The sequence below is a fragment of the Microbulbifer maximicatervae (SeqCode) genome, assembly GCF_052467825.1.
Genome location: NZ_CP174327.1, coordinates 2495637 through 2510539, shown reverse-complemented (window position 1 = coordinate 2510539; position 14903 = coordinate 2495637). Strand labels below are relative to the sequence as shown.

Sequence of the window (14903 nt, the reverse complement as noted above, 5' to 3'; positions counted from 1 at the left end):
TTCCACCCCTATTTCAAAATAGTCATGGGCAATCCTCAATAAAGGGGCCTGCTATGAACGCAACTCCTCTAAGTTCCAGCAATCAGCGAAAACGTTTTTGGATTCCCACAATTTTATTTGCCAGCACAGGTTTGTTAGCACTTACCGCAGTACCGATTTATGGATTTGTCTACGGGTACCACTGGTATCAATGGCTTGCATTTGCCATTTTTGGTGCACTTTGCAGCTTTTCTATAGCAGCAGGAAATCACAGGTTGTGGTCACACAAAAGCTACGAAGCCCACTGGTCAATTCGACTTTTATTTATTTTATTCAGTGCGGCAGCCATGCAAAACACCACTTTAAATTGGTGTGCAAGCCATAGATACCATCACCAATTTATCGACGATAACAATCGAGACCCCTATTCAGCAGGGCGCGGCTTCTGGTTCTCCCATATGGACTGGATGATGCACGAATATCCCAGCAGTTATCTCGATTACAAAAATGTTAAGGATCTTCAAAGGGACAAGTTGGTAATGTGGCAACACAATAACTATGTTCCCATCATTATCGCCATGAACCTTGGCCTACCTATAATCTTGGGGATCATTACTGGAGACGTTCTTGGTATGGTTTTGCTGGCCGGAGTATTGCGCCTTGTGGTTAATCATCACACGACTTTTATGATTAACTCATTTGGGCATTTATGGGGCCGGCGCCCCTATAAGGGATCAATCAGCGCAAGAGATAACGCTTTCCTCAACCTATTTGTATTTGGCGAGGGTTATCACAATTATCACCACACCTTTCAGATAGATTATCGAAGTGGTATTCGCTGGTTCCAGTATGACCCTACCAAATGGTTGATCAAATCATTGAGCCTTGTTGGACTCACCTATAATTTAAGGGTTGCTCCACCTATTCAGATCCAAAAAGTAAAGGTAGAGCAGCTTTTCAAACAAGCCAGGGAGAAAATTGAAAAGATTAAAGATAAAGAGAGCTGGCAAGAGATTCTGGAAAGTGAGGCTCGTGGATTCGCCAAGTTATTGAAGAACTGGAAATCCCTTCAATTTTTACGCCATGGAGAAAAACATGGTCAGCCACCCAGCGAGTGGGAACTCACTTCGATCCAAACGAAAATCCAAGAACTTGAATATGGACTCAAAATGCAAGGAAAGCGGCTAAAGATTCTAATTGAAAAAATTCGACCAAACGAAGGGGCAGCCATCCCCTAACCAGACAATAGGTATTGCTTCGCAAGATAATAAAATCGATAAACTATTAGCGGACTTTCCTAGTCGCTGGCAAATTTGCGCATGGAAAATGCCACCCGTTCATCCACATTTTTTCTGAACATTTCTTCATCAAATTTTTCGATAAAGCCCAAGCGCTCGCGCAAGCCAACACCGTTAGCAATTTGGATTGCCAATCCCGGGCGCGCATTGGCCTCCAATAAGAGCGGGCCACGTTCACGATCCAGGACAATGTCACAGCCTAAATAACCCAGCCCAGTCATTTCGTAACAGCTTGCCGCCAAGCGGACCAGCTCGTACCAACCTGGCACCTGCAATGCATCGAAAGGCACTTCAGTATCCGGGTGCTGGTCAATTCGCAACCCGCGCATTACCGCATGACAACTTTTGCCCGTGGCCAGGTCAATACCAACACCTACAGCGCCCTGGTGCAAATTGGCTTTACCATCTGAGGCGTGGGTTGAGCAGCGCAGCATGGCCATCACCGGATAACCGCGAAAAACAATAACCCGCACATCAGGCACACCCTCAACAGAGTAGCGATCGAAGACCGGGTCAAAGTCCACCAGGGCCTCCACCATCACCCTGTCGGGTTTGCCACCGAGACTGTAGAGGCCGCTGTGAATATTGCTCACGTGCCGCAAGATATCCAGCGCATCAATTTCAGCACCGGATATCTTTTTATATTTGTCGCCATTGCGACCGGCAATAACGAGAATACCTTTACCACCCGAGCCCCGTGCCGGCTTGATTACAAACTGCCATAGAGGGTCAATCACCTCCATAACTCGCTTGCGGCTGGCAGGGCTTTCAAATGCCTCGATCAACTCGGGTACAGGAATTCCCGCTTTTTTAGCCGCGCGCTTAGTGTTTAGCTTGTCGTCGACGATGGGATATTTTTTGCGGTCGTTATAGCGCGCAATATAGTCAATATTACGCGCGTTCATCCCTAACACCCCCATGCGGCGCAGGGTCAACGGAGATACCACTCCGCCGCGAACTTTATTGAAGATATGCTTAACTGAAAACTGCAGCATAACGCCCCCTAGCGAACCAGCGGACGGAAACGCATCAACTCACTGAGTCGATATCCGGTGTAGTTGCCCACCACCAGAATAAAGGCCAGCAATACCAACAGTAACTCGGGGAAGTTGAACGTCCAATGCTCAATATAGCGGTTGGTCATTACCCACCAAGCCAGTATCGCCACTAACAAACTGCCCCCGGACTGCACCACCACCTCGTAGGGGCCATCCTCTTCCCACACAATCGACATACGCTCGATAGTCCAGGCAAGGATAATCATCGGGAAGAATGTCACTGTAAGAGCCTGCTCAATGCCCAGCTTATAGCTGACCACACTGATTGCCCCCATTATTATCACCACCGTCACCACGACGGCGGCGATCCTCGACACCAATAGCAAATTGAGCCTACTAAGATAGAACCTCACCCAAAGGCCGAGGATCAGGATCAAAGTAAAAATTGCTAAACCGGTAATCAACTGGGTTTCGATAAAGGCAATTGCCAGCAGTACCGGCATAAAGGTACCGGAGGTGCGCAGGCCCACGAATACACGCAGCAGCACCACCACCAGGGCCCCCACAGGCACCAGCAGGATCAGCTTGAAAATACTCTGCTGCTCAATGGGCAAACTGTAGATCGAGAAATCCACCAGCGCATCTTTCTCATCCTTGGTGCTGCGCATAGAGACATCGCGAGCTGGGACATCATTGGCAATCACAGAGAAAGTCACTTGAGAGTTACGACCGCCCTCAAGATCCAAAAGACTCTTGCCACCGCGCTGCCAAATAAAGAAATTTTCCGGCACACCTGGCTGGCCACTGCTGGGTTCAAACACGATCCAACGCTTGCCATCATAGACCTCAAGCAGATCTTCTGGAGATAGTCGACGTCGATCATCCTCCAGGTAGAGGCCGCGAATACGGTGGGCGGGGATATCGGCTGTGGCCAGTACAAGCAAGGCAACATCTACAAAAGAGCGGTCGGCGTAATGGCGGAAGATCAGGTTGCGATCCTGATTCTCATCGTCATTCAATTCGAATAGTAATTGGGTAGTTAGAGATTCCACATCGGAAGAGCGCTCACGAGCCTGCTCAACCAGGGAATAAATCGCCAAGCGCACCGCTTCTTGCTCACGGGCCCCCAGGAAGGGTTTTTGTATCTCAGTGCTCAGATCCAGAGGCTGCGCCAGCGCGGCACCGGGACGCTGGTAAACATCCAGCTGATAGAAGAGAGATTGGGGGCCTCTTGCGGCCCGGCGAGACCAAATGGCCCGATAGGCATCATCTTCTCTCGCGATATAGAAACCAAAACCGGAGGAGCTGAAGGTCTCCCCCAGTATTTCCATATTGCGCTGCTCGCGCGGGAGGGTCAGTGCGGCCTTTACCGGACCGCCATCGGCATCGAAGCCCACTTTTGCTTCGATGGTCCACACGGTGCGGTACTCACCCGGCAACAGCGGAAAACCCAACTCGAGGTTTTTATAGGCGGTCAGGCCTGCTCCTACCAATGCGAGTAACGCCGCAATTACATAAACTTGGACACGCGGCGACATTCGCCATTCCCCGTAACTCTGAGGTCCCAATTAGGAACCCAATTGGATAACTGGCCTATTTAACCCCATCTATTTGGGGTTGGCCCTGGACATTGCGCCGGCTCACATCGACAACAGCGGCATCTTTGAGGAAGTTGCGTCCCAGCAGCATCAATAAATCAGAGCCGCCCTCATCGGTCAGGTTAACTTCGACTTGGTGGGTTATACGCCCAACGGTCAGGTTAAGCTCCACTACCGGCCTGCGCTGATTATCAAAGCCCAGGCGCTCCACTCGAACATGGCGTTTTATCGGCAACTCTACCGAGACAGGGTCCATTTTGCTCGACTGAACAATCTGGAACCTAATCCAGTCCCTGCCATCCCGCTCGAACGGAGTCAGCTTCCTGACCCGCAGTGTGGAGGTTGGTGAACCTGTATCGACAACGGATTCCAGGATCAGGCCGGGAGGCTCTATGGCCACTTCTTCTACCGATCCCAAAACCAACTTATCTTTGGCAACGGGCACTTCGACTACTTTTTCTACAGTTCGTTCGATTACCCGCTCAACAACCTTCACTTCCGGTTCCGCACAAATCACTTCCGCAGGCTCTGGGCACTGCATTGCAGAATCTGGTGATTCTACCGGTGGTGCAACTTCCGCTGGTTGAGCGGCCCTGTCCCGCCCCGGATACATCAGTGACTCACAACCGGCGAGCACCGAAAGCGTCAACATTAACCACAGAAGGGAAAATCTCTGCATACCGACCAATTACCTCAAGCCCCATTAGCAATGCCATTCGGACCGCTACAAACGCGCGGTGTTCGCTTATCTGACGGAGAAATTGCTCCCCGCCTCAGGCAAAAGGTCGATATTAGCTCATGAGCGCGGCCACTGCACAGCGATGTCCGCCGAGTCGCGGGACTCAACACTAACAATGTGACATGCCGCCCAGAGTGATTGAGAGCACTGGGCTAAGGGAATCAGAAGCTGGTTAGCCCTGCTGCAGGCGCTGGTCGATAGTTTCCAAAATAGCCAGCAGTGTCGCAGCATCATCCCGCCCCTTGAAGAACTCTTCGGCAACCGGAGCAATACCGCACTGGCCCGGTAGGGGCATCTCCCCTTCAATCAGGACCTGCATGCGCGGCAAAAAAATAAATTGAAGCCACTGGGGCAAGGTCAAAGTATCCACACAAAATGGCTCGGTGCTGGCCAGGGCTTCTGCAGGCGGCGCATTATCCTGCCAAACCTGCAGGCTGCGCAGTTCGGACTCGAGGAACAGGAGCTGATCAGCGATTTCAGAATAAATAGGTTGCATAACTCATAGAACCTTCACATTTACAGCCGTGATAATACGCAATAGCCACCTGCCCAATCTGAGTAACAGCGCAAATACGACCAAAGATTTTCTAAATTTTTCGATTAAAGGGCGGCAGTGAATTGAGTATTGCCTGACCATAGCGACGGGTAACCACCCGGCGATCCAGCAAAGTGACTGTGCCGCTGTCCCCTTCTGCCCGCAGTAAGCGCCCGCAGGCCTGCACCAATTTTAGGGCTGCATCCGGCACTGTGATTTGCATAAATGGATTGCCGCCCTTAGCTTCAATCCACTCCGCCAGCGCCGCCTCAATCGGATCATCGGGCACCGCGAAAGGCAATTTCGCAATAACCACGTGGCGGCAGTAGTCACCAGGCAAGTCCAACCCCTCGGCAAAACTTGCAAGCCCGAACAGGATACTGCTGCCACCGCCATCGATAATCTCACGGTGGCTATCCAGCAACTGCTGGCGGGATTGCTGCCCCTGCATCAGGATTCGGTTGCGCCAGGTACCAGGGAGCGCCTCGTAAACCGTCTCCATCTGGCGCCGGGAGGAAAACAGTACCAGAGCGCCACCCTCCCCTTTCAACAGGTCTGGCAACACATCGATAATGGCGTCTGTGTGTTGCTCTGCATTGCCCGCATCTACAGCTTCCGGGGGCACTTGCAGTGTTGCACGGGAAAAATCGAAAGGACTCGGCACCATCTGATAGCTGGCATTGTCTGGAGTACCGGCACGCATTTGCAAACGATCAAATTTCCCCAAAGCTGTGAGTGTGGCCGAAGTCAGTACCGCGCCGTAACAGCGGCGCCACAAGCTGTACTCCAGGGTTTTGCCTGCGAGTATCGGTGAGCTGCAAACCTCAAAATCTGTGGAGCCGCCCCAGTCCACCAGGGTGACCCAGCGCGCCTGGGGCAATGCGCCATCAGCATCGGCACGGGCGTAATTCGCCCACAACAGAAGATTGGCCTCAGCGCGCCCATGCCAACTGCCCAACTGGGGGTACCAGCGTTCCAGATCTGCCAGGGGTACCGGCGAGTGGCCGTCCTCCATCATGCGTTGGGCGGTCTGCAACATCTTGCTGAGCAGGCTTTCCAACTCATCAAAGTCTTCCCGCAGCTTTTCCGCCAGCTGCGACATGGAATCGGGGATTACCCCACCTTCAAAGCGATGGCGAATGGTATTGCCCCGCTCATCTTCAAATTCACACAGCTCTTCAATCAGCGGCCACATCTGCTCCAACCCCTGCTTGGCAGAGGTGAGAACCGCCGGCAGCTGCTCGCCGCAGCGGTCGATCTGGGCGCCGTCACCAATCTCACCCAGCATCTGCCCCAGGGCCTTATTGGTTTGATCCAACCAGCCGGTGGAAGCCCCTACGCGGCTGTGGTGAGAGAAATGATTGAGGGCCTTTTCCGGTAGATGGTGAGCTTCATCAAGTACATAGATAGTCTCTTCCGGGGGCGGAAGAATCGCGCCACCACCCAGGGCCAGGTCCGCCAGCAACAGGTCGTGGTTGGCAACTATCACCTGTGTCTTGCCCAGGCTCTCTCGCGCTCGGAAGAAGCTGCAATTGGTGACATGGGGGCAGCGGCGGCCACTGCACTGGCGATGGTCAGTGGTAACCCGACTCCAATCATCCGTCTCAATCGTATCCGGCCAGTTATCCCGATCGCCATCCCAGGTACCCGATGTCAGGCTATCCGTCATCTTCTGGTAGAGAGCGACACTCTCCGCTTCCACCTGCGGGAGTTCATCTTCATAGAGACCAAGGGAAAGGCCGGTGCCGGAGGCAGAAAAGCTGGACAAGAGTTGATCCAACTTGGATAGGCAGAGATAGCGGCCACGGCCCTTCGCCAGGGCAAACTCAAATTTGAGCCCACTGTGACGAGCAACTTCTGGCAGGTCCTTGTGGATAATCTGTTCCTGCAGGGCCACCGTAGCGGTGGATATCACCAGGGTCTTGTCCTGGGCCTGGGCCAGGGGAATAGAGGCGAGAAGGTAAGCTACGGTTTTACCGGTACCCGTACCCGCTTCAACCACACAGATATGCTCGCCATCAGTCTTGTCGCTATCGCGCTCACCACTGGCATTCTGGGCGATGGAACCCAGGGAGCGGGCAATGGCGGCTACCATCAGCTTCTGCCCGTAGCGGGCTTTCAGCCCTCGGCCAGACAGAAATTGGCTATAGGCGCCCTGAATGGCGCTTTTGTGTTTTTCGTTGAGCACGGGGGTGAGGTCTATTCACTAAGTGGCTGGCGCAGGGGGCGCTATTATCCACTAAGCGCCCTCTCCCCACCAGCTTCTGAACTCAGCGGGCCTTACTCATAGGCGAGGCGAGATACCACGGGATTGGCGTAGGCCTGAATAGCCTTGTCGCGCCAGCGCTCATCGACCCGAGCCATGCGCGCTTCAAACTTCTCCCGCTCTTCTTTATGTGCAGCGGGGTCCCAGGCTTTAGCCGGATATCCCACCGGTAATTGCGGAACCTCACCGTAAACCATCTCGTAGGCAATCATATTGGATGGATGCAATGTGTAGTTGCCGATAACTTGGCGATCTATTTCTTCAGCCAGGCTGTTTACATCGTTAAAATCACCTTCAATCGGCGTGCCGAAGGCGGCATGTACACGGCCTTTGTGACCGACAATGCCCTTACCAATCGAGGCCAAGTCCTCGTTTTTACCCTTCTTGTACTCGTCCTTGTGCTCGGTAACGTAAATTTCCTTGGCCTTCTGTGCATCACAGGGGTCCCATTCGTAGGAAATAGACACCGGAACAATGTGCAACTTGCGCCAAAAATCGGCAAAGGGCGTTTCCCGGTCCTTAGTCATGGCGAACATGGCGCAAAGTGCTGGATTGGTGCGATCCAGGCCATCTTTGGCGCGCCCGGAACGCTGTGCGATCCACACATGCTCGTTATCGTTGACGATGGAGTGATAGATGTAATTGGACAACTGGGTTGCTGCCTGCAGCTTTTCCCGACGACTGCCAGAACTGCGCACCACGGTGAAGCACTTGTTCAACTTCATCAGGTCGCTGGCAAACTGCTTGCTGAGCAGGTTGTCTCCAATCGCAATGCGGGAGGTCTCATGCCCTTCGCGGAACATCGCCTGAATCATCAGCGCCGGGTCCATAGCGATGTCGCGGTGATTGCTGACAAACAGGCAGGCGCGATCCCTGGGCAGGGTGTCCAGACCAGAAATGCTCAGGCCGGAGGTGGTGCGCTTGATCACCTTCTCCATATATTTGCCGACAATCTCTTGAAGATCCCGCACATTGCGAACATTGCGGAGTTCAAAGCGCAGAAACTGACGTACCAACCAGGCGACGGCGCCCTCCAGCTGAGCCAGTTTGGGGACAAGGAAATGCGCCGCTGCGTGGGACATTTCCGGGTCGGCAATTAGCCTTTTGATAACCTCGCGCACTTCATCATCGCGATAGGGGCGCATATCCTCGAATTGAGAGGGGTCTAACTCACTTGCTCTCATGAAATACTACCTGTCGGGCCTGCCTCAGACGGCCCGCACTTATTTATTTTGCGGCTGGATCAGCCGGGACTACTGGGCGCAGAACATACCGGAAGCGTCGACGAACTGCCAGCACTGGACCCGACCGGATAGTTGGCCACAGTGATAAATCCGGTTTCGACGACCAAGTCAACGCCAAAATACAGCGATGGTGCGATGATACAAAGTGGACTTCACCGCCCCAAGCTATGAGAATAAGGCTATTAACCGCCGCCGACGGCAAAACAACGATAACGAATACGGCGCTAGCCACGCAGTCAAGCAGGAGTTCACCTTGTCTCAATCCAACCCCAGCTCAGAGCCGCGCGCTCCCAGCTTAACGGACGCCCTGATCCCTCTCGGGATTCTCGTCGCCCTGTTGTCACTATCCGTATATTTCTACGGTGCAGACTCCTCCTACGGTCCCAATCAAATAGCGCTACTGCTCTGTGCCTGCGTTGTGGCCCTGATGGGGATGAAGAACGGACACAGCTGGAACGACATGGAAGGTGGGATGCTCCATGGCATTGGCCTGGTATTTGGCGCTATTCTGATCCTGCTGTCTGTAGGTGCACTTATCGGTAGCTGGATTCTGGCCGGCACAGTGCCTTCCATGATCTATTACGGCGTGCAGATTCTGTCGCCACAGTGGTTCTACGCCGCCAGCTGTATTATTTGTGCCGTAGTAGGACTGAGTATTGGCTCCAGCTGGACCACAGCGGGCACCTTGGGTGTGGCACTGATGGGAATTGCCGGCGCTCTGGGCCTATCCCTTGAGGTCACTGCCGGAGCCGTAATCTCTGGCGCCTACTTCGGCGATAAGATGTCTCCGCTATCTGACACTACCAACGTGGCCGCAGCGGTAACATCCAATGATCTGTTCCAGCATATTCGCCATATGATGTCCACAGCGATCCCGGCCTTCGCGATCGCCCTGGCAGTTTTCGCTTTCCTGGGTTTTACCTCTGAAGCCAGTTCTGCCTCCGCAACTGATATCGAATCATTGCTCACCGCCCTTAGCAGCGAGTTCAAAATTTCCCTGGTTAGCCTGCTGCCTTTGATCTTGTTACTAGCAATGGCTTGGCGCAAAGTCCCCGCTTTCCCAACATTGATCATCGGCTCCCTGGTTGGCTGTGCCATCGCACTGATTTTCGAACCGGAAGCCGCCCGTCGACTCGGTGGTGGTGAAGGTGCTTTAGCCCCCCTGAAGGGCGCTTGGTACAGTCTGTTCGACGGCTATAAGTCCACTTCCACCAACGAGAACGTGGCTGCATTACTGTCCAAAGGTGGTATGAGCAGCATGCTCAACACCGTATGGCTGATCACCTCCGCCATGGCCTTCGGCGGCGCTATGGAGCGGGCCGGATTCCTACAGGTCATCGTCCAGGGAGTTTTGTCACTGGTTAAAACAGTGGGCGGCCTGGTAACTGCCACCGTCTTCACCTGCTTTGGAATGAACCTGGCCGCAGGCGATCAGTACATGGCGATTATTATTCCGGGCCGTATGTTCCGCGAAGCCTTCAAGGAAAAGGGCCTACACGGGCTTAACTTGTCTCGCACCCTCGAGGATTCCGGCACCATCACCTCTGTGCTGATTCCCTGGAATACTTGTGGTGCCTTTATGGCGGCAACACTGGGTATTGCTACCTGGGAGTATTTACCTTTTGCCCTATTCAATATTATCTGCCCTCTGTTGGCGATCGCCTATGGCTGGCTGCACTTTAAACAGAAGCCCATTTCTGTAGCGGCTACGGCATCTTAAGGAAATAGACAAAACCCCTATGAGTGAAAGCGGTACCCTAAGCGTCCTGATCGAGCAGGCTGACTTCAAATTGCGCTGGTTCGATCTGGGCCGGCGCTTGCAGTCGGTTTCGAAATCCACTGCGGCATCCTTCGAAGCAGGTCTGGCTCCCTGGCCACACCCATACTTGCGCCAGGCCTGGACGGGCCTGCTGCTGCAACCAGCCGAAGGCGGTGAACCCATCGTCTGGTTCCTGCGCTTTCCGCTGGACGAGCAGGGCAAACTGCAACTTCAAGCCCGAGATGGGTTGCTTCGAGCTCTGGCACAGGAGCTCAAGCAGGGGCCCGCTTCTGAATCTGCTGCGCAGCTGGACCAGCTGCTGCAGCAAAGTGGCTTGCTGTTTACCCCGTCAACTGAGCGGCAGGCAGCATTCCACTCCCAAACAGCGCTTCTGCTGGGCCGCCAGCCCAGCGAACATTACGAGCCTGTCCTGCGCTATTTTGGCGACCCGGAAAATCACCGCTGGGACAACCTCGCGCTGCAAGGGGTCGCCGACTTGGCCGTGCGCTGGGAAAAAGAAAGCACTTTGTTAATGCGCCAGATTGGCAAAGTCGCAGCTCCGGTTTTTATTAACCTTTGCCATTGCCTGGAAAACCAGCCGGTCGACCACCGTCTTGCGGCAGCCATTATTGAGCGAGCAGAGCAGGAACTAACTGCAAGCACGCCGGATATATCCGTGGCCGCGGCTGCTATCAGGGGTATCTCTCACTCACCAGCCACAGGATTGCGACAGGCATTTATACAGTCACTTTTGGCTGAAGATGCCAGCAACCGGAATAAAGAAGTCCTGGCCGCAATAGGCAGTCGCTGCGTCCAAGATTTGGAAGGACAAGAATTGGCCGCACAGTGGGTTGGCAAGCTGGCCGCTGACCAGCAGACTTTTAACTTACTGCTTTCCGATTTAATGTTCATTCCGAAAGTGCGAATCGCCCTATTGAGTGCTCTCCGTGACCCGGCAAGAAAAGAAAGTCTCGCAGTAGCCTTTGGCAATTTTTTGCACGGACCCAAACCGACACACTGAAGGCCTAAAGATAACGCCTCAGCTGGTGCTCCCTCACCCATTAAAGCTACTTTCACGAGTGAGAATTTTTAACAGAAAAAACTCTTACTCGTGAAACCATTTTCTTTGCATCACAAAAAAACTCCCCAATCCATCAAACGGCATTGTCAGCCACAATAATAATTCTTAGAGTCTGCCTCAAAACTGGCGCGATCAGTTTCAGCGCGTAGATTAAACAACCGAAATTCACCATAAAAAACGGTCAGCACAAACCACATTTTTTAAAAAACCCCTTATTTAAGTAGTTTTTTAAAATAAATTGGCGCACCTCTTTTCATAACTTGATCATTGACAGACATTTAAACCCAACGCCTATTACACTCAAATAGGCGGTACCTTTGTAGAACAGATTTTACAAAGCTGACCAACAGGTGACGTTTTATTGGCTATGCTAATGGCTAACATCAACGGAAAGGAGTTAGGGGATGAATTTCACTCCAGCCAAGTACTTAATTGGAATTATCAGTGCACTGGTTCTTGCAGGTTGCTGTAGCCCTCCGGCACCTCCAGCTTACTGCCCACCCGGCGCTGAACAAATTCCTCTATCCATGGCTTGTCCTGCAGATGCCGACTGCTGGATGGCTTCCGACAGAGTGCGCTGCATGAAGGTGGTCAAGTAAAATCTTTTTCTTGCCCGACAGCGTGGTGATTCATACTAAATGAAGTTTTGACCAAATCACCGCTGACAGATACCCGATTTACAAAGCCTTATTTAGTATGGATCACCACAAAATGCCGCTCTAACGAGCGGCATTTGTCTTTCCCCACACAGTTCCTTATCTCGAAACACTCCCTGTAATAGACTGTGATGCCCGCGGCGCTGGCCCGGCAAAGAAAATGCCGTTAGCATTGCCGCCCAGAAATAATAAATAAAATTTGATTTGTGTACGTTTTAGCCAAGTGGCAATAAAAAGGCTCAGAAGAGAACAAACCGAATACCATGACTAGTGAAACCCTGGCTTTAAGCCGTGTAGCGGCAATCTCACGGTTGAAGTCCCATTTTGACCAACATAAGTGGTCCTTGAGAGAGCTGTTTGCAACGGATCCCCAAAGGACAGATAAGTTCAGCTCAGACGCAGCCGGAATCTATCTGGATTACAGTAAGAACCACTTGCGTGAAGACACCCTTAAGTTGCTGTTGGAATATGCAGAAGAGCAGGGTCTGAACAACCAAATTACTGCGCTAGTGAACGGGGCCATTGTCAACAATACCGAACACCGCCCTGCCCTGCACACCGCACTGCGATTTCAGGGGCAACCGAAAACTGAACAAGAGCGCGCGGTAAAAGATTGCCGCGAGCAAATGAAACAGTTTGCCGAGTCGGTACACAACCATAGCTGGCGCAGCTTCTCAGATAAACCGATCCGCCATATCGTGAATATCGGTATCGGTGGTTCCGACCTGGGTCCGCGCATGGCGGTAGAGGCCCTCAGCCCTTGGCACAAAGACTCTATCGATGTGCACTTCGTATCAAATATCGATGGTGCAGACCTCAGTGATACCCTGGCAGGTATCGATGCGGAAGAAACCCTTTTTGTGATTGCTTCCAAGTCCTTTTCCACCTTGGAAACCCGTGAAAATGCGCTGTCCGCACGCCGTTGGATGTTATCTGCCGGTTGCGATGAGTCGCAGTTGGCCAAACACTTTGTTGCGGTGAGCAGTAATATTACTGCTGCTCAGGATTTCGGAATTGCTCCTGAGAATATTTTCCCAATGTGGGATTGGGTGGGTGGTCGCTACTCACTCTGGTCTGCAATCGGCCTGCCCATAGTTCTCGCTTGTGGCTATGAAGTTTTTGAACAGCTTCTGCAAGGCGCCAATGCAATGGACCAGCACTTCGCCACGGCTCCATTGGAATCCAATCTACCCGTACTGATGGCGTTGACCCAGTTCTGGTACCGCCAGTGCTGGCATACGACTAGCCACGTCGTGCTGCCCTACGCGCAGCGCCTGGCCCAATTCCCCGCCTGGTTACAGCAGCTGGATATGGAGAGCCTGGGTAAAAGTGTCGACAAGGACGGGCAGGCGCTGGGCTACCCCAGCGGCAGCGTTATCTGGGGCAGTGAAGGTACAAACGGCCAACACTCTTTCCACCAATTATTGCATCAGGGAACCGACCTTATTCCAGCAGACTTTATCGCGGTCAAGGAGCCGACATCTGAACTTCTTGAACAGCACCGCTGGCTGCAAGCCTGCTGTATAAGCCAGAGCCAGGCGCTACTGCGAGGCAAAAGCCTGCATGAGGCCCGCCAGGAGCTGGAAGAAGCTGGTCACACTCATCGTGAGGCTCACGCCCTGGCCCCACATAAAGTGATTCCTGGCAATCGCTCCAGCAACACCCTGATCCTTGAAAAGTTAGATCCTTTCCACCTGGGCTCGCTCCTGGCACTGTACGAGCACAAGGTCTACGTTGGCGGCTGCCTGCTGGGGATCAACCCCTTTGATCAGTGGGGCGTCGAATTGGGTAAGCAGTTGAGTTCAAAAATCCATAAGGCTGCCAAGGGTGAAATTCCTCAGGATGACTGGGATAGTTCAACCCGCAGCCTGATGAAAAAGCTGCTCTAAACTCTACAAAAAAGGCCGCACTAATTAGTGCGGCCTTTTTTGATCTTTGTTTAAGGACATCGTTAACTGGATGCAGAGCCCCGCTTCAGCATTGGCTCAATTAGATCCAGTGGCAACGGAAATACAATTGTAGAGCTGTTATTTGCGCCAGCAATATCAATCATGGTTTGCATATAGCGCAAAGTAATCGCGTTGGCATTTTTCGATAATTGATTCGCTGCTTCAGTCAGCTTTAAAGCCGCCTGCGCCTCCCCCTCTGCGTGTATAACTTTAGCCCGCCGCGCGCGCTCCGCCTCTGCCTGCTGTGCAATAGCCCGAACCATACTTTCATCAAGATCGATATGTTTAATCTCTACATTAGTAACTTTTACACCCCAGGCATCTGTTTGCTCATCGAGTATTTTTTGGATATCCACATTAAGCTTGTCTCGCTCACATAACATCTCATCCAGCTCGTGCTTACCCAGCACCGAACGCAATGTAGTTTGCGCTAACTGGCTTACAGCCTCGTGATAAAATTCCACATTAATAATTGCAGACTGTGGATTAATTACCCGGTAATAAACCACTGCATTGACTTTAACTGAGACATTATCCCTGCTGATAACATCCTGGGTGGGTACGTCCATAACCACAGTGCGCAGATCCACGCGCTCCATAGTTTGAACAATGGGGATGATTATAATCAGCCCTGGCCCTTTCACTGTTTGGAAACGTCCCAGGAAAAATACCACCGCGCGCTCATACTCCCGCAAAATACGAATGGCATACATCAGCAGCAATATGAGTGCGACTACCAGTATCCCAAAAAAATAACTGAGCATCATTGGACTCTCCTTAATCCCACCTTAACTGTTGAGC

Annotated in this window: 12 protein-coding genes; 5 read left to right on the top strand and 7 right to left on the bottom strand. The window is 52.5% G+C overall.

What is annotated here, in order from left to right; genetic code table 11:
* Nucleotides 1-53: 53 nt before the first annotated feature.
* On the top strand, nucleotides 54-1217 hold the full coding sequence (locus ACJJII_RS11065; protein WP_444919176.1) for an acyl-CoA desaturase: 1164 nt from the start codon (nucleotides 54-56) through the stop codon (nucleotides 1215-1217).
* Nucleotides 1218-1276: 59 nt separating this feature from the next.
* On the opposite strand, the gene ACJJII_RS11060 is transcribed toward ACJJII_RS11065, so the two are convergent.
* The 6 genes from ACJJII_RS11060 to ACJJII_RS11035 all read right to left on the bottom strand — a co-directional run bounded on the left by ACJJII_RS11060 (nucleotide 1277) and on the right by ACJJII_RS11035 (nucleotide 8597).
* The gene (locus tag ACJJII_RS11060) at nucleotides 1277-2272 is read right to left on the bottom strand and encodes an alpha-L-glutamate ligase-like protein (RefSeq protein WP_444892899.1); all 996 of its coding nucleotides are present in this window, start codon (nucleotides 2270-2272) and stop codon (nucleotides 1277-1279) included.
* Between the two features lie 8 nt (nucleotides 2273-2280).
* Nucleotides 2281-3813, bottom strand: a complete 1533-nt coding sequence (locus ACJJII_RS11055; RefSeq protein WP_108731979.1) for an inactive transglutaminase family protein — start codon at nucleotides 3811-3813, stop codon at nucleotides 2281-2283.
* 55 nt (nucleotides 3814-3868) lie between these two features.
* Nucleotides 3869-4552, bottom strand: coding sequence for an ATP-dependent zinc protease family protein (locus ACJJII_RS11050; RefSeq protein WP_413664553.1), 684 nt, complete (start codon nucleotides 4550-4552; stop codon nucleotides 3869-3871).
* A gap of 232 nt (nucleotides 4553-4784) precedes the next feature.
* The gene (locus tag ACJJII_RS11045; RefSeq protein WP_444919175.1) at nucleotides 4785-5108 is read right to left on the bottom strand and encodes a YqcC family protein; all 324 of its coding nucleotides are present in this window, start codon (nucleotides 5106-5108) and stop codon (nucleotides 4785-4787) included.
* Nucleotides 5109-5199: 91 nt separating this feature from the next.
* A complete protein-coding gene (gene dinG, locus ACJJII_RS11040) occupies nucleotides 5200-7335 on the bottom strand; it encodes an ATP-dependent DNA helicase DinG (RefSeq protein ID WP_444919174.1) in 2136 nt (711 codons plus the stop codon).
* A gap of 92 nt (nucleotides 7336-7427) precedes the next feature.
* Nucleotides 7428-8597: a 1-acyl-sn-glycerol-3-phosphate acyltransferase gene (locus ACJJII_RS11035; RefSeq protein ID WP_413664551.1), complete on the bottom strand. Its 1170-nt coding sequence runs from the start codon at nucleotides 8595-8597 to the stop codon at nucleotides 7428-7430.
* Nucleotides 8598-8910: 313 nt separating this feature from the next.
* Here ACJJII_RS11035 and nhaC point away from each other — a divergent pair, with 313 nt between their 5' ends.
* The 4 genes from nhaC (at nucleotide 8911) to pgi (ending at nucleotide 14042) form a co-directional block, all read left to right on the top strand.
* Complete coding sequence (gene nhaC / locus ACJJII_RS11030) at nucleotides 8911-10377, top strand: Na+/H+ antiporter NhaC (RefSeq protein ID WP_413665846.1); 1467 nt, start codon at nucleotides 8911-8913, stop codon at nucleotides 10375-10377.
* Nucleotides 10378-10396: 19 nt separating this feature from the next.
* Nucleotides 10397-11437, top strand: coding sequence for a DUF3549 family protein (locus tag ACJJII_RS11025; RefSeq protein ID WP_444919173.1), 1041 nt, complete (start codon nucleotides 10397-10399; stop codon nucleotides 11435-11437).
* A gap of 464 nt (nucleotides 11438-11901) precedes the next feature.
* Nucleotides 11902-12096 carry a hypothetical protein gene (locus tag ACJJII_RS11020; protein WP_157533369.1) on the top strand — a complete coding sequence of 65 codons (195 nt, stop codon included), beginning with the start codon at nucleotides 11902-11904 and terminating at the stop codon, nucleotides 12094-12096.
* 320 nt (nucleotides 12097-12416) lie between these two features.
* On the top strand, nucleotides 12417-14042 hold the full coding sequence (pgi, locus tag ACJJII_RS11015; protein WP_444919172.1) for a glucose-6-phosphate isomerase: 1626 nt from the start codon (nucleotides 12417-12419) through the stop codon (nucleotides 14040-14042).
* 62 nt (nucleotides 14043-14104) lie between these two features.
* On the opposite strand, the gene ACJJII_RS11010 is transcribed toward pgi, so the two are convergent.
* Nucleotides 14105-14869 (bottom strand): slipin family protein, encoded by a 765-nt coding sequence (locus ACJJII_RS11010; RefSeq protein ID WP_413664548.1) that lies wholly within the window; start codon nucleotides 14867-14869, stop codon nucleotides 14105-14107.
* Nucleotides 14870-14903: the final 34 nt, after the last annotated feature.